The following is a 15,363-nucleotide window of genomic DNA, read 5'->3' on the forward strand; positions in this document are numbered from 1 at the left end:
CCACGCCACGCCACGCCACGCCATATTATTCCGTAATCCAGCACTCCATTGAAAGCCCCCGGATATTGGTTCTCAAAAAAACCAGAACACTGAAATGACAAATAAAATCATTTGACGGCAGCAATCTGGATTTTCATGTTCTTTACATAGGCGCCACACAATCAACTTATTTGACTGCCAGAAAAACTCCATGAACAACTATCTTCAGAAATGCTAAGGGTCTGAATATATGTTGTTGAAACGCAGGCTTTTCACGCTGAATGCGGCAGCCACGTTGACGGCTCCGTTGTTAAGCCGATGCGCTCCACCTTCCTATGATTTCCACACAGGCAAAACAGCATATCCAGAAGAAGCCCTGCCTGACGGTGATCTGCATATTCCCCTGTGGAACGGAGCCCCTCCAGATGGCGGTGGCCCACTGGGAGAGCCCAGACTCTCATCCCACGGAGCGCTGACCAACATCGCGACACCCACACTGAGTGTTCATCGTCCGAACTGTCCTAATGGAACAGCCGTTATCGTGGCTGGTGGCGGAGGTTACCGTTATATCCAGATCGGAAAAGAAGGTGTTCTGCCTGCCCGCTGGCTGACCTCTCTCGGCATTACCGCTTTTGTCCTTCTCTACAGACTTCCCCGAGAACACTGGAAAGATGGCCGGATGGCTCCTTTTCAGGACGCCCAGCGTGCAATCCGCCTTGTAAGAGGCCATGCAAAGACATTCGGAATTGATCCATCAAGGATTGGCACGCTCGGTTTTTCCGCCGGCGGTCACCTGATGGGCACCTGTGCGATCCGGCCGGAATGGCAAACCTATCGGCCGATGGACCTCTACGACAGTGTGCCCACCACACTCGCTTTCAGCCTGCTGGCCTATCCTGTTGTCACTCTGGAACCACCCTACCAGCGGACGAACACACGACGGATGCTGATCGGCGATCATCCCACCGAACAGGAGAGTATCGACTGGTCAATGCAGACATATGTCAGACCCGGCGATCCACCGTTTTTTCTCGTGCAGGCGGCGGACGACCGCATCGCCAACGCCGAGAACACGGCCATTCTTGAAAAAGCATGTCAGGACAACAATGTTGACGTGGTCAGATACCTCTTCAGGCATGGAGGACATGGCTTTGGTATGGGGCGTCCCGGCACGGACACCACTGTCTGGCCGGGACTGGCACATGAATGGATGCGGCAGAGAGGTTTCCTTTCCTGATATCAGGAAAGTTTCAGATGCCTGCCGCGTTCCGGCGGACTGAACAGACCGTCAGTCCGGCAACTCGACATTCTCAAGCATCTCGTAAACATGGCCGCTTGCGTTCCAGCGCCAGACCGAAAAAGTCGGAGCTGTTTCCTGAAAAGCAAGATCACTCACCTTGCCATTAGCAGAAGCCAGAACAGCAACACTTGTCGCATTATCCTGCCAGATCACCCGATCATTACCATCAAGGATCGTCAGACTGCTCTCACCAACCCCATAGCAGGCGCTGTCCTGAACAAAAACAGCCCGCACATCCGGCAATGGTTTTCCGAGATCCAGAGGAATACTGCGAGGTGTTACAGGATGATTGCAGTCATCGATGTACTTACCGTCCTGTAATTCCAGATTGGCCACACTCCGCAGCCTTTCGGAACTTGAGACCGGAACTGGTTTCGCATCCTTGAAGGTCAGAACTTTCGCTTTTTTGACCAGCCGGACGTAATCCTCGGCATGCGCCGGAACAGCGATGCTCATCACAAGAGCTCCCGCCAAAACGCCAAGCCACTTCATCGAATGCCCTTTCAATCCTCTTATCATGTCACCGCAGAACACATCTTCCCGCATAGCATGGCATAAACTGCGCGCAGCTTACAGACCAAGAAACATCCTGTCAGTATCCACTATGGAAACAGCCATGCCAAACACGGGAAAACGCTTAAAAAGCCCGATTACAGGCTCCGTTGTCAGGAACACTCCCGATGACGCACCGTTCTTGTCAACGCGCCCGAAGGACTGTGCCGTAAGATGTCGTGCCAAGGTCGTCGGCATACTTGCCTTCCATCCACGCCCGTCGTCCTGACACCATCACCTCTCGCACCACGCCAACCGGACGATTGACCATAGCCCGACAGCCAAGTTCCGACCGTTCCTGCAATTCACAGGTCTGTTCCGGGTCCCATACCCGGAGAGCCTCCGGATCAACGACACAGAGATCAGCCTTGGCCCCAACACGGATAACTCCCACATCCAGTCCGAAAAACTCAGCCGGAACGGACGTCAGACGCATGATGCTTTCGGCGACACGGGTTAATCCCTCTTCCTGCGAAATTTTCAAGGTACGCAGATTGCCATCGTAAAAGGCGATATTGGCCAGATGCGCTCCGCTGTCATTGAAACCCGGTAAGGTCATGGGATGGAACAGGAGATATCGAAGGATATCAGGGTCATTATTGGCAATGGCCGTTTCCCAGCGCAGCGCCGTATCCCATTCACGCAGCAGGAACAACAGAAACTGGGCATCGTTTTTTGCAGAGCCGGGGACTTTCCGAAACAGTGCTTCTTCAGCAGCGTTCTCTGCTCCATAGCGCCCACCGGAGGCCCGCCATAGTTTCAGACGGCGATAGGGTTCTTTCAATGTCTTGCCACACCAGTGCGGCAGAGGACATTCCACAACATTCATGTCGGCCAGAGAACGGCTCAGAACAATAGGATCAAGACGCAGCCATCGCTGTAGCCGGGCAAAGGAAAGGCCTTTTCTGCCCTTCATCCACATCCGGCAAAAAGCCTTTTCCCACTGCGGATCATTCAGAATCCGCAACCGTCCTTCCCGATCATCCAGTTCCAGTTCATTCAGCGCCCTGAGTTCATGCAGTTCGTCCGCGACCGGATTGATGGCGCCGTCACTCCATATCCGGAACGGCCCTGACAGAGCCTGAAAATGAAAATGCCCGCCAACAATTTTTTGAATTGAGGATACGGGCCAGCATCAGGCAAAGCCTGTAAGCGGACTGATTGGTGCGCAGATCAAGAGCCGCCAGCACGGACGCTTTCAGCTCACGCCCGTAAAGACGCCGACTGGTCAGCAGGAATGTCCTGACTGCGTCAACAATATCATCCTTAGGCGGCGTGGCCTGCCAGACTCTCCCAAAACGCCGGACCACAGACAGCAGACGCTTCAGTTCGGAAAATTCAGCATACTGAGTGGGGATTCTGTTTTTCTTGTGGGGAGCGTTGGCAAGAAAATGGAAGGGCAGCGCATCGGTGGACAGACCGACATAGCCCTCCTGCATGGCCGTTTCCACCAGCTTTTCCATCTGCCGCAATTCTGTAGCGGTTGGCTTGCGGGAAACCGAGCCATTCAGCCCCATCACCTCAATCCGCACCATGGAATGCGGCAGAAGCGGCGCGATATTCACGCCCAGAGGCATGGCCTTAAGATGATCCAGATACGCGCTGGAACTGTCCCACGTACAGTGTTCCGCCACCTTTTCCAGCACGACACGGGGGATGTTTTCCACCCGGGCGAAGCAATCCACGATAGGATCCTCACCATTGCGTCGCTGGTTGCCATAACTCACGCCGATCGAGCAGTTGCCGATCACAACCGTGGTCGTCCCATGCCGAACGACCTCCGGCAGGCCCGGCGTCAGTTCCACTTCCAGATCCAGATGAGTGTGAATATCCAGCATACCCGGCAGCAGCCAGAGACCGTGGCAATTGATTTCCACAGCCTTTTCCGACACGGGAAGGGTTTTTCCGATAGCGGCGATTATACCATCCCGTATGAGGACATCGGACTGGACAGGCGCACCCCCAAGGCCATCAAACAGGGTGGCGTTTCTATACACGGTCTCAGACAATCCGGCCTCCAGGAAATCGCTGCCGTGACTGCAATTGTCGGACTCTCACACGTCGAACCTGCACGCAGCGATGCCATTCTACTGAAATAGAACGCTAAATATGAGCAATGGTTTCGCTGATTCTGACCTGAGCGAACGGAGACAGCACCATGCCAATATCAGCATGTTCATATCTCGCGCCATCTGCCAAGCTGCGCTAAACGTGTGCACGCCGATCCACAACAGCCGGATGAACCCGTGAGTCTCACAGAAACAGCCCATGCAAAGATCAATCTCTATCTGCATGTTACGGGCAAGCGGCCGGATGGCTACCACCTCCTCGATAGTCTTGTGGTGTTTGCAGGTGCTGCGGACCGACTCACCTATGAAGCCTCCGACACCCCGCTGTCTCTGCAATTGACGGGGCCCTTTGGCCAAAAGCTCGCATCGGAAGCCTCTGACGACAATCTGGTTATACGGGCAGCCCGCCTGTTGACCGAAGGAGCGGCCACCCCACTCACCGGTCGCCTCATCCTTGAGAAAAATCTGCCTGTTGCGTCCGGTATCGGCGGTGGATCAGCCGATGCCGCAGCTACCCTTCGTCTTGTGGACAGGCTTCTGGCTCTCGGCACACCGGAGCCGTGTCTTCTGGCGATTGCAGAAAAGCTGGGCGCGGATGTACCTGTCTGTCTGCTCCAGAAGCCTACCCTGATGCGCGGCATCGGCGAGCAACTTGATCCCGCGCCCGCTCTCCCGCCCTGCGGAATACTGCTTGTAAACTGTGGTGAGGCCGTTTCCACCCCCGCCATTTTCAAGGCGCGCAACGCCGCCTTTTCTGAAGACGCGATTCTGCCTGGCGCGTGGCCGACCGTCGCCGCCATGACGGACGACCTTCAACGCCTCAGCAATGATCTCGAACCGCCAGCCTGCGCGCTCTGTCCATCCATCAGCGTTGTTCTGGACGCCATCGGGGGCCTGCCGGGTTGCCTGCTCAACCGGATGAGCGGTTCGGGCGCTACCTGCTTCGGTCTGTTCGAGACAGCCGAAAGTGCGGAAGCTGCTGCGGCCCAACTCCGGCAGGAGCAGCAGAATGACTGGTGGATCTGGGCTGGCCCTGTTCTGCCCTCCCCCGCTGCACCCTTCGCCTGAAAGAGCATTTCTCAGAAAAAGGGAATGGCTTTATAGTGCGGGGAGAGACCACCTGAGATATCGGTTTCAGGTTACCTCGATCAGCAGGAAAGCCTGACGGAATAATGAGCAAGAAAACGACTCCGACGGAAACATCGGCTCCTGCGGAACGTGTCAAGGATCCTCATGTTCATATCTCGGCGTCCGAGGATTTTAGCCAGGCGACCCTGACCATCACGTCAGGACGCAAGAAGATCGTGCTGGACCTGAATGTGGCGCAGGTTTCCGATCTGATCACAGGGCTTGGCGCTGTGCATCAGGCCATGATCGGCAAGGATATTCCCCCCATCGAAGGGGTTTCCTTCACACCTGTCCGTCGCACCAACTGGGCGCTCCAGCTTGATCCGGAATCACAGGGCTCCATTCTCGCCTTCCAGCACCCTGCCTACGGCCCTATCGGCCTTGCCATGACCCCCACCGATGCGGCCAAGGTTGCGCAGGGCCTGTCCTTACATCAGCAACTCAATGCCGCGACCCTGAAAGCATCCGGACCGGCCAACTGACGGGTCACCCCCTTCTTTTGTTCTGAAACATAGCCCGGGATCAAAGGGACTCTGTCCCTTTGTGAAGGTCGACCAAAACCCTGCAAAGCACCGCATCCAAAAGCGCCTTTTGACAGACGACTGATTTGAAGCTTTTTGCAAAAGCTTCATCAAAAACTTCTGATTACAGGCTCTCGCTCTTCATCCCTTTTTCGGCAAAAGCGGCAGACAAGGCCAGCGCCATTTCGGCTTCCACCGACTTTTCCGAAAAAGATGTTCTGAGCAGTTTCCGTCCCAGAGCAGACTGCTGTTTCAGCGCCTCTTCATCAGCCCATAATGCCGCAAGACCGGCAACAAACGCTGCCGTTTCCGCAGGGGCCACACAGGAACGCTGACCAGCCAGAAGCGGCAGACTTTCCGCTGCCATCGGTGTCATCAGAACCGGCACGCCATGCGACCAGCTTTCCAGAATCTTGCCCTTGATGCCCGCACCAAAACGGAGCGGTGCCACCATTAGGCGCGCCTGCGCAAAAACAGTGCCGATCTCGGGCGCATAGCCCGCAAATGTCAGACCATCACAGGCGAAAGACAGGGTCTCCGCCGTCATGCCCGAGCCGAAAACGGTGATCTCAAGCGCCGGATTCAGGCGTCGCAGGGCGGGCACAATCTCCGTCGCCAGCCAGCGCACGGCGTCGCGGTTGGGGGCATGGCCAAAGTGGCCGAGAAAAACGATCCTGTCCCGTTTCGCCGGTCGATACACGGTCCTTCCGACAGGGACCGCCCAGCGCACGGTGACGGCAGCACAGGACGGCACGCCTTCCCTGATCCGCGTCGTCTCCTCATCTGAATGGGTGATCACCACATTCGAGCGCCAGGTGACCATGCGTTCCCTCGCTTCACTCTGGGCGGCAAGAATGGTCAACTCGGGCCGCTGTTCGACCTGCGCCTGTCGCCGCAAACGGAGACTGTCGATGTCCGCCACGGACCAGATGATCCGCGCCATCGGGCAGAGACGCCGCGCCAGCTCCAGATACGCCGACGCATTGCCGAGCCGATGCAGATAAATCAGATCAAACGCCTCGCCCGCCTGCCTGAGAATGGCTTCGACTGACTCCCATAGGGGCGGTCTGAGGACTGTAATCCCCTGTTCTGCCAGCGAAGCGAGAACGTCCTCACGGCAGCCGGGAATAAGACTCGGCGTGAAAAACACTTTCAGACCCGCCACCTGCAGGGCTTTCATGTGCGACAGCAGCGCCACCGACGCCGCATCGCGCCGCACATCAGGGATCTGGTCGTCAATCACCAGCACCTGACGCTGCACCGTGACGGCACGATTACCCTCCTGACGGCGCAGGCGACGGATTTCACGTCGGGACGCCAGCCCCAGCGTGCCTTCCGCATCCTTCTTCCTGAGAGTCTCCAGACAGGACGCCAGAAAGTCGGCAGCCGTGCGAATCTTCTCCACATCGCGCAACCCGCCAATCTCGCGACTGGCAAGATTCATCATGGCCTGATCGAAAAACCCCTCCGCCGCTGGCAGGACTTTTGCACCTTCCGGAAAAGGTGCGCCTGTATCAGGGCGGATTTCGACAGTATGCGCCGTGAGCGGGTCCGGCGGAGACGCAAACAGAAACTCGAAACCGTATCGCCCGCTCCCCAGACCCAGATCACGAAGATCGCGGCGGAAACTGTTGGCTTTCAGAAAGGCGACTTCCTGACCGTCGAGCAGAATAGCCACTCCAACCGCACGCTCTGGCCGGTCTTCATCGCGTATCCATCCGGCGATACGCTCGTGATCGAAAATGTCGATCGCGCCCCGCACCCCAAGCACGGTCTGCTCGTCTGTCGGTGCAGGCACGAAAACAGGGGAGCCGTTGATCTGCTCCCCGTTGGGCAGCCTCACTTCGATACGTGAAAAATCGTTTTCCGGTAGCGGCGGCAGCCAGACATGGCGAAAAGCGCAGTAACCGTCGCTATGGCCGGGCTCCACAAGGTCTTCGCGCCAACTTTCGGCGGCCAGTTCCGCGACCTGCACGCCGTCACGGAAAACGGTGAGCGGGACGGGCGTGAAAGGGTCCGTCTCATTCCTCGCCCATCCCTCGCTCACATATCGGTCCGCACGGTCGAGGAAGGCGCGATAGAGCGGACCGGTCATGGGACGTGGCTCAGGCCGCTGCTTTTACGGACGCCACGGCCCGCAGCGAGAATGTGCCGCTGGCGGTCGTGACGCCACGCGGCAGACCGAACGTGAAACCATAGACCGCAGCGCCGTTGCTCACCACGTCGCTCGAACCATCGGCCAGCGTCATGCCAATCACACGTCCGTCCAGCAGCACTTCCAGCGCCACAGGCTCGGACGGTGTCAGCAGATCGACAGCCCAGCCGGTCAACTGACGCTCCCTGTCGGACGCCAGCAGGCCCATCCGCACAGAGTTCCCCGTGTGGGCCGACAGGCGGTCGCGGATATGCTCCAGAACCGTGCCGTCTTCCAGACGCGGGGCGCAATAGACCGCCTCGACCGTCTCGGCGTCCGGATACAGTTCCGCAAACGTGCCTGCGTTGTGGAACATGCCGCGTGAGCCGTCATCGACGAAGCTCTCGGACGGAGCCCCCTCGGCCAGCAGTAGATCGTGGCTTTCAAGCTCGATGTGGATGTATTCCACACGCTCGCCGATGCTGTCGAAATGGACGGAGCCGCCGTTCACCAGACAGTGGGCCGGGATCAGGTAGCCCTCCACGAACATGGCGTGCAGTGGCGAGACCGTCAGCGCCCGCTTCGGCAGGCTGGACCCCAGAGACCCTGCCTCGAAGGTCACAGGGATCAGGTCCGGATTGCCGCGGGCGAACACGCCGTCATAGGCGCGGCGGCCAATCCAGCGGATGGGACGCAGCGCGCCGGACGCCGTGCGGACCAGATCACCGATTACCAGCGCCTCGACCGGGGTTTCGCCCTGTGCCGTGGCGATCAGCGTGCCGGGGCAGTAGCAGGGCGCGGGCGTGCCGTAATCGATCAGCGTGCTGCCGTCGGTGTCGGTCGTAACCAGCAGTTTCGTGGGGTCATAGACGCCGTCGAACAGGATCGTCTCGCTGACTCCGCCTTGCGTGATGGTCAGGCGGTTGTCGCCGCTGAATGTGTAGTCCGGCGTGCCGGTGCCTGTCAGGTCGGTGATGTCGATCGTGCCGCCGTTGAACACGAGACGGTCCGTGAACAGCGTGTCTTTCGATACGTCCAGCTTTCCGCCGTTCTCAAGCGTGATGTCCGTCAGCGTCGCACCGCTACCTGCGCGCAGAACGCCGCCAGAGCCAATATCAGCGTCACTCACCGCTCCGCCAGAGGAAACGTTGATCGAAGCACCGTCGTTGACTTTCACATCAACAACAGCGGCTCCGTTATAAACCTCCACCAGCGCATCACGATTGACAGTCGTATTGTAGGCAACTGCTCCCGTACCAGAGAGCTGCTGGAAAGACAGACCATCCAGCGTCGTGTCACGCGCCACACCACCCGGCTCAACGAGCTGCAAGCCACCGCTGACCGTTGCGCCAATAGCAACGCCTCCACTGGAAATATTCTGCTCCGCCATGTAGCCCACCAGAGTGTTTCGGGCGAGACCACCAGAGTCAATTACCTGCTCGGCGGGTGCCACCACCTGCTTGGTGGGTGCTCCAGGAAGATACTGCGTTGTAAAGCTTGCTCCGTAGGCCTCGCCTCCGGCGTAAACATCCTGCTCCACAGAGCACGTAAAGTAATTGCCGTCACCAGCCGCACTGATGTAACCGGAAAATATGCCGTCTGTGCTCAGGCCGTAAACATTCTCCTGCGAACTCTGAAAAAGTGTGGGGGAAGCTCCACCCCACCCCGTCACGTCCACAGCCGATGTAAAATAGGAGGCTCCGCCAGCCTCCACGGTCACAACATCACCCGGCTTGAGAAGAGCCGACGTCAATACTCCACCGCTGCTGACCACTGTCTCGACAGCGGTTCCTGTGCCGTCGCCCGAATAGACGACCGGCCCGCTCGTTACATCACCGGAACTTGTGGTTGTGCCAGAAACGGAACTGCCATTTGTTACGTTCGCCATCAGGGTATTCCTCAAACCTGTCTGATGCGCCCACAGCCGAAACGTTAACAAAATAACAGGGACGCCAATATTTAGTTACATATTAACACAAAGGCGCCGCCTCAAAAAACAAACAAAACATATACCTGTTTGTGGCCGTGATTACTGCCTGTGCGGCAGTTTCCGCACAACGCCCGCCACGCCAGCCGCGAGCGAGCGATAGGCCTTCGCGGCCTCGCTCTCCGGTGCTCTCACCACAATCGGTGCGCCCTCGTCGGCGCTGAGGCGGATGTCGGCCAGCAGCGGAATCTCGCCGAGGAACGGCACATCGAGCCGTCGCGCCTCGTCCCGTGCGCCGCCGTGACCGAACAGTTCCGTGCGATGATTGCAGTTCGGGCAGCAGAAATAGGACATGTTCTCCACAAGTCCGAGAACCGGCACGCGGGTCTTCTCGAACATCGCCACGCCGCGCCGCGCATCCAGCAGGGCAATGTCCTGTGGTGTCGAAACGATGATCGCGCCGCTCAGGACGGCCTTCTGCGCCAGAGTGAGCTGCGCATCTCCCGTTCCGGGCGGCATGTCGATCACCAGAACATCCAGCTCGCCCCACGCGACATCGCCGAGAAGCTGGCCGATTGCGCCCATCACCATCGGGCCACGCCAGACCATCGCCTGCGTCTCATCCACCAGCATACCGATGGACATGGCACGCAGTCCCCATGCCTCAACGGGGATCAGCTTGCCGTCCCGGACTTCAGGTCTGCCGCTGATGCCGAGCATACGGGGGAGCGAGGGACCGTGGACATCGGCGTCCATCAGTCCGACCGACAATCCTTCCAGCGCCAGTCCGGCCGCCAGATTGACGGCGGTGGTCGATTTGCCGACGCCACCCTTGCCGGACGAGACGGCGATCACGGTGCGGACCTGCGGCAAAAGCGGTTCGGACGCGTCCTTGTTCCCGACGCCACCCAGAGGTCGGTGACCACCTCCGGCTTTCGGCTCTGGTCGCGGTGCTGTCTGGCGATGCGCCGTCAGCAGCACGCTGGCGCGCCATTCCGGAAAGGCCCTGTCCAGCGCCTGTTCGGCGGTCGAGGCGCTTTTCTCGAGATGCGCCGCCAGAGCCGGTGCCACGGCCAGTGTCAGACGAATACGTCCGGCCGCGATCTGACAGGCTTCAATCTGTCCGATGTCCAGCAGCGACCGACCACTGGTCGGTTCGACGACGCCCCTGATGACTGTCTCGATTTCCTCACGCGAGGGAACGTGCTGCTCGGTCATGACATCGCCTCTTTTCTCTGCTGTGAGGGTGTATATGGCGTTTATGAACAGGAACGGCCAGATGGAATGCGCACCAATCTTTCACCGGCCCATCTTTCTCCCGAACGCCTCGTAAAGCATTCCTTGTCATGTTGCGGCATGTGGCTGATTGCCCGGCCGACGTCATAACGACGGTCGTCCCCTGAAAGAATGTTGCATGGATACCAGTGTCTTCGAAAAATGCGCCAGACAGCCCGGTCGTGGCTCTCACCCTTCCGTGATTGATTGCTATAAGGCGCAAGTTTCCGGCGACCACTCCATTGCCGCAGCCATGCAGGACAGGCCATGACCGCCACGACCTCCTCTTTTCCGCTTTCCGGCCATTCTTCTGAAGGTCGGGCCGACAAGGCCTCGGTCACCCTGAACACGCCACCTGCCACCAAACGGGTCCGGGATCATCGCGTAGACGCCCTGCGCGGGATCGCCCTGCTGATGATGTTTGTGGACCACATGCCACAGAACCTCCTCAACCGGCTGACCATCCGGAACCTTGGCTTTGCCGATGCTGCGGAGATTTTCGTGCTGCTGGCCGGATATGCCTCCTGGCTGGCGTACGGGCGGGGCTTCCCGAAATACGGCGTGCCCGTGACGCTTCGCAAGATCGCCGTCCGCTGTGGAAAGCTCTACATCGCCCAGACGATGATGATGATCTCCTTTGTCGTTATCATCCGCACATGGCGCAATTTCACGCCCGTTCCCGTCGACTTTCTTGAACCCGAACTGGCTCACGGTCTTTCCAATTTCTGGCGTGTATTTCTGCTGGACGCCCTGCCGTCCAACCTGAACATCCTGCCGCTTTACATGGTGCTGCTGGGGGCCTTTCCCCTGATGTTCTGCGTGATCCGGTTCAACCGCTTCCTCGCGCTGGGACTGAGCTTCGCCCTATGGCTGCTGATCAACATCGACCCCAGTGTCAATTTCCCCAACTGGCTTGACCCGGATGGCTGGTATTTTGACCCGCTGGCATGGCAGTTCCTGTTTGTGCTTGGCGCTTGCGGGGCTATCGAGGCCGGTCGTCACAACGGAAATCTGCCCTCCTTTTCCTGGCTGAAGATCCTTTGCGCGGGCTATCTGATGTTCTCGCTGCTGGAGGCCTTTCCGTGGACGCAGTGGGGACTGCCGACCATCCGCCCCCTCGCCCTGCCATCTCCCGACAAGAGCACGCTGGCTCCCCTGCGGCTGCTGGATGTCCTGTCGATTTTCTACCTGGTGCAGTCTTCGCAACTGGCCCGGCAGTTCTCGGAAACACGGCTGGGGCAGGCGCTGGCGCTGTGCGGACGTCATTCGCTGGAAGTCTTTACGGTCGGCACTGTTCTCGACCTGATCGGGCGTCTGATCTTCACCACATTCGGGGAAGGCTGGCTGTTTCAGGTCGTGATCAACATTGCAGGCCTGTGGATTCTCTACTGCGTGACAGTTGTCTACGAGCGTAAACGTAACCGGGCGCGGGAGCTGATGAAGCCCTCACAGCCAAAGCAGCCTGCCGCCTCCTGAGCCGTCTCGTCCGCCTCTGGCGGGATGACGCCGCCCACAGACACAGGAACCGATAGAATGAGCCACTTTCCCCGTCTGACCCGGCTATTGCAGGCCGGTTCCTCCGTGAAGATCTGCCTGTTCGGCTCCTCCACCGTCGAAGGCGTCGGCGCCAGTTCGCCCGAGAATGGCCTGTGTCCGGTCGTGGAGCGGACATTGCAGCCTTTCATGCCGAACGGTGTGACCGTCATCAATCGCGGGATCGGCGGCAATGGAGCCGAGGAAATGCATGACCGGCTTCAGCAGGTGATTGATGATCGCGCCGATCTGGTCGTCTGGCAGGGCGGCACCAACGATGTCTGGAAAGAGAAGCCTGTCTCCAGCTTCATTGATCAGACCCGCGATGATCTCGAGCGTCTGCGCCGTGAGGACGGGTGCGATCTGGGCATGATCGGACCGCAATGGTGCAAGATGCTGGAAGAGCTGCCGAACTTCCCGGCATTCCGGGACGCTGTGCCCGCGCTCGCCATCGAGATGAATATCCCGTTCTTCAACCGCTACGCGCTGATGAAGTCATGGTGCGCCGAGTATGACATGACTCGCGAGCAGCTTTCTCCCGATGGCCTGCATCTGGGTGATTTCGGTTACAAGCTGCTGGGTGAGACCGTGGCGCGCTGGATTGTCGAAATGACGGGAATTTAGGTTCCCGCGTCTGACGTAAGTCGTCTTACGTTTATCGGGGCTTTGCCCCTGACCCCACAAAGGGACACGGTCCCTTTGAACCCATTTTATTAAAACAACAGGGGTGAAGGGGCTGCGACCCCTTCCGGGTGCAGGGCAGAGCCCTGCTTCATCGCTCGTTTATAAAAAGCTGTCGGCGTCTTTCAGACCAGATCTGTCAGCGACAGATCAGTGAATGGTCGGAGAGATATTCGCCGAGGCCAGATGCAGACGCGCCGGAGCTGCAAGCTTGAGTTCCGGCCCAAAACCCGGCCACTCACCGTCCGCCAGCGCTTCCAGAGAGGGCGTCGGCAGATCGAGACGATCGGCATAGGTCCAGAGGTAGGAGAAGGCCTGTGTCACATAGGCACGCGTCTGTGCGTTTGGCAGACGCTCCATGTAGAGCAGCGGATCTTCAGACACGCCCGCGCTCGTCTCCCAATGGGAAATCGAACCCGGCCCCGCATTGTAGCTCGCCAGCAGACGGATGAGATCACCCCCCTCCGGAGCCGCCTGCCCTGCCCAGCTCAGATGCGCCAGATACTTCACATAGCGCTGACCGATTTCAAGGTTCAGGCCAGGATCGTGCAGCACCTGAGGCGATGAGGCGAACCGGTCGGCCTGCCCTGTCACAAACCCTGCCGTGCCGGGCTGGATCTGCATGAGGCCATGCGCACCCGCACCGGAAACGGCTCCCGGATCAAAGTTGGATTCCAGACGGGTCAGGGCATAGACCAGCGCCGGATCAACGGTGAAACCGTGGCGGGGATGCAGTGCAGGCAGAGGCAGATGCTCGCCATGCTTGCCGGAAGACTGTTCCATCGCCTGAATGGAATCCGCCATTTCCAGCGCCAGATCGTTCAGTCCGGCCGCAGCGGCCACAAGCTGGAAGGACTGCGCCAGAGCCGTGTCACGCACGATCTGCGGCCAGTAGCGACGCAGCGCCTGCTCCGCCCGCTCCTGCTCGCCCACCTGCAACAGGGCAAACACGCGGCGACCGACTGGCGTTGCACCCACTGCTTCCACATCAATTTCTGTCAGGAGCGGTTCGGAAGGCGCAGTGTCCGCTGACACTTCGAGAGCGGCATCCTGCACAGCGTTGTCACGCATTACATGGTGCGGCACGCGCTCCATCATGCGGCGCGCCAGCAGACCGTAAAAGCTGGTCGGAGCCGCCTGAGCCCGCTGGAGCCAGGGACGGAAAGACGTCATCTCTCCAAGCTCCTGATGTCCACGAGCCGCCCAGAACGCCGCCGCCGAGATCAGTTCGGGCGTCACGAGCGGCGCACGGGAGGCTTTCTCGAACAGGGCCACGGCTTCCGCCTTGTGTCCCTGCGACCAGGCCGCCAGCCCGGCCATATAGGCGGGGAAACCAACCTTTTCGTTTCCACGACGGAAAGCCTCACGAGCGGTCTTTTCCGCAGCCGCAAAAGCTCCCTGACTCAGCAGGACCTGCGCCACCTCGCCACCCAGCTGGGCGGCGTAGGGAGGCGTCATACCCGGCGTGATCGCGATCAGATGCAGGGCGCTATCCGCCCCTTTTGCACCCAACGCGGTACGTTCCATGACCGTGCGGTCCAACAGCGCATTGCGTGTGAACGCCCGGTCCATCGATCCGTTGACGCTTCCAGCGCGCGCCCCGCCAAGCATGGCGAGAGACGGCGCAGGTGGAAGCGGCGCGCCCCGTTCGGAAAGCGACGCCAGACGGGTGTAGACCGCCGGAGCATCCGCCATGTCCGCGTGATCACGCAGCCAGCGCCTCATTTCGGCGGGGCTGGGATGATAGGACGGGTTGAGAAATCTTTCGGCCAGAATGTCGGCCAGCAGGGTGGTGTCGGTCAGACGCGTCGTGCTAGCCAGCGCCTCGCTGAAGGCGCTCTGGCGCTGAAGCCGGAAAATGGCCCGCACGAGGGTCGCCATGTCGGAAGACAACGGACGGGGCAACGAGACACCGGCGTCATCAGGCCCGCCATATGGCAGGCGTGACACGGCCATGGCCACTTCGTCACTGCCATGTCCATCCTGCGAGGAGCGCTCCGATGAACGGGACCCTCCCTCATCAGGGGAAACCGGCAGCGGCCGCGCACTGGCGAAGGATGCTCCCGTCAGCAAGGCAGCGCCGGCAAGCAGAAACCTGGCGGCGATCGAGTGGGAAATATGACCTATGGCTCGCATGGTGGCGGGGGTCTATAAGTTCCCACTGCAAAATGCAAGCTTGCTGACAATCATCGCACGGCAACAGGCAAGCTTCACTCAGGAATACTCCTTGCAAACGCTTGAATTCCTGTGATTGTCACAAGTGG

General features: G+C 59.3%; 10 protein-coding genes and 1 pseudogene. 5 read left to right on the forward strand and 6 right to left on the reverse strand.

The window, feature by feature from the left end:
• Window positions 1-229: 229 nt before the first annotated feature.
• Window positions 230-1,216, forward strand: coding sequence for an alpha/beta hydrolase (locus tag B3759_RS13800; protein WP_408736496.1), 987 nt, complete (start codon window positions 230-232; stop codon window positions 1,214-1,216).
• 51 nt (window positions 1,217-1,267) lie between these two features.
• Here B3759_RS13800 and B3759_RS13805 read toward each other — a convergent pair whose 3' ends face one another.
• Together B3759_RS13805 and B3759_RS13810 are read right to left on the reverse strand one after the other, a co-directional pair.
• The gene (locus B3759_RS13805) at window positions 1,268-1,735 is read right to left on the reverse strand and encodes a hypothetical protein (protein ID WP_291366691.1); all 468 of its coding nucleotides are present in this window, start codon (window positions 1,733-1,735) and stop codon (window positions 1,268-1,270) included.
• A 241-nt stretch (window positions 1,736-1,976) separates the two neighbouring features.
• Window positions 1,977-3,840 (reverse strand): annotated as a pseudogene (locus tag B3759_RS13810) (N-acyl-D-amino-acid deacylase family protein).
• Window positions 3,841-4,077: 237 nt separating this feature from the next.
• On the opposite strand from B3759_RS13810, the gene B3759_RS13815 reads away from it, so the two are divergent.
• Both B3759_RS13815 and B3759_RS13820 read left to right on the forward strand, forming a co-directional pair.
• Window positions 4,078-4,968, forward strand: a complete 891-nt coding sequence (locus B3759_RS13815) for a 4-(cytidine 5'-diphospho)-2-C-methyl-D-erythritol kinase (protein ID WP_291366693.1) — start codon at window positions 4,078-4,080, stop codon at window positions 4,966-4,968.
• Window positions 4,969-5,072: 104 nt separating this feature from the next.
• Window positions 5,073-5,510, forward strand: a complete 438-nt coding sequence (locus tag B3759_RS13820) for a hypothetical protein (protein WP_291366695.1) — start codon at window positions 5,073-5,075, stop codon at window positions 5,508-5,510.
• A 163-nt stretch (window positions 5,511-5,673) separates the two neighbouring features.
• On the opposite strand, the gene B3759_RS13825 is transcribed toward B3759_RS13820, so the two are convergent.
• The 3 genes from B3759_RS13825 to B3759_RS13835 all read right to left on the reverse strand — a co-directional run bounded on the left by B3759_RS13825 (window position 5,674) and on the right by B3759_RS13835 (window position 10,828).
• The gene (locus B3759_RS13825) at window positions 5,674-7,644 is read right to left on the reverse strand and encodes a glycosyltransferase (protein ID WP_291366697.1); all 1,971 of its coding nucleotides are present in this window, start codon (window positions 7,642-7,644) and stop codon (window positions 5,674-5,676) included.
• A gap of 10 nt (window positions 7,645-7,654) precedes the next feature.
• Window positions 7,655-9,571 (reverse strand): Hint domain-containing protein, encoded by a 1,917-nt coding sequence (locus tag B3759_RS13830; RefSeq protein WP_291366698.1) that lies wholly within the window; start codon window positions 9,569-9,571, stop codon window positions 7,655-7,657.
• 141 nt (window positions 9,572-9,712) lie between these two features.
• Window positions 9,713-10,828: an Mrp/NBP35 family ATP-binding protein gene (locus tag B3759_RS13835; RefSeq protein WP_291366700.1), complete on the reverse strand. Its 1,116-nt coding sequence runs from the start codon at window positions 10,826-10,828 to the stop codon at window positions 9,713-9,715.
• A 324-nt stretch (window positions 10,829-11,152) separates the two neighbouring features.
• On the opposite strand from B3759_RS13835, the gene B3759_RS13840 reads away from it, so the two are divergent.
• Both B3759_RS13840 and B3759_RS13845 read left to right on the forward strand, forming a co-directional pair.
• Window positions 11,153-12,361: an OpgC family protein gene (locus B3759_RS13840; protein ID WP_291366702.1), complete on the forward strand. Its 1,209-nt coding sequence runs from the start codon at window positions 11,153-11,155 to the stop codon at window positions 12,359-12,361.
• Between the two features lie 57 nt (window positions 12,362-12,418).
• Window positions 12,419-13,042 carry an SGNH/GDSL hydrolase family protein gene (locus B3759_RS13845; RefSeq protein ID WP_291366703.1) on the forward strand — a complete coding sequence of 208 codons (624 nt, stop codon included), beginning with the start codon at window positions 12,419-12,421 and terminating at the stop codon, window positions 13,040-13,042.
• A 207-nt stretch (window positions 13,043-13,249) separates the two neighbouring features.
• Here the strand turns inward: B3759_RS13845 and B3759_RS13850 are convergent, their stop codons facing one another.
• Window positions 13,250-15,235 (reverse strand): transglycosylase SLT domain-containing protein, encoded by a 1,986-nt coding sequence (locus B3759_RS13850; protein WP_291366704.1) that lies wholly within the window; start codon window positions 15,233-15,235, stop codon window positions 13,250-13,252.
• Window positions 15,236-15,363: the final 128 nt, after the last annotated feature.

Source organism: Acetobacter sp. UBA5411 (assembly GCF_002409645.1).
Lineage (GTDB): Bacteria > Pseudomonadota > Alphaproteobacteria > Acetobacterales > Acetobacteraceae > Acetobacter.

Coding starts and splice junctions, on each gene's coding strand:
- B3759_RS13800 (WP_408736496.1), top strand. CDS start 230: ATGTTGTTGAAACGCAGGCTTTTCACGCTGAATGCGGCAGCCACGTTG.
- B3759_RS13805 (WP_291366691.1), bottom strand. CDS start 1,735: ATGAGCATCGCTGTTCCGGCGCATGCCGAGGATTACGTCCGGCTGGTC.
- B3759_RS13820 (WP_291366695.1), top strand. CDS start 5,073: ATGAGCAAGAAAACGACTCCGACGGAAACATCGGCTCCTGCGGAACGT.
- B3759_RS13825 (WP_291366697.1), bottom strand. CDS start 7,644: ATGACCGGTCCGCTCTATCGCGCCTTCCTCGACCGTGCGGACCGATAT.
- B3759_RS13830 (WP_291366698.1), bottom strand. CDS start 9,571: ATGGCGAACGTAACAAATGGCAGTTCCGTTTCTGGCACAACCACAAGT.
- B3759_RS13835 (WP_291366700.1), bottom strand. CDS start 10,828: ATGACCGAGCAGCACGTTCCCTCGCGTGAGGAAATCGAGACAGTCATC.
- B3759_RS13840 (WP_291366702.1), top strand. CDS start 11,153: ATGACCGCCACGACCTCCTCTTTTCCGCTTTCCGGCCATTCTTCTGAA.
- B3759_RS13845 (WP_291366703.1), top strand. CDS start 12,419: ATGAGCCACTTTCCCCGTCTGACCCGGCTATTGCAGGCCGGTTCCTCC.
- B3759_RS13850 (WP_291366704.1), bottom strand. CDS start 15,235: ATGCGAGCCATAGGTCATATTTCCCACTCGATCGCCGCCAGGTTTCTG.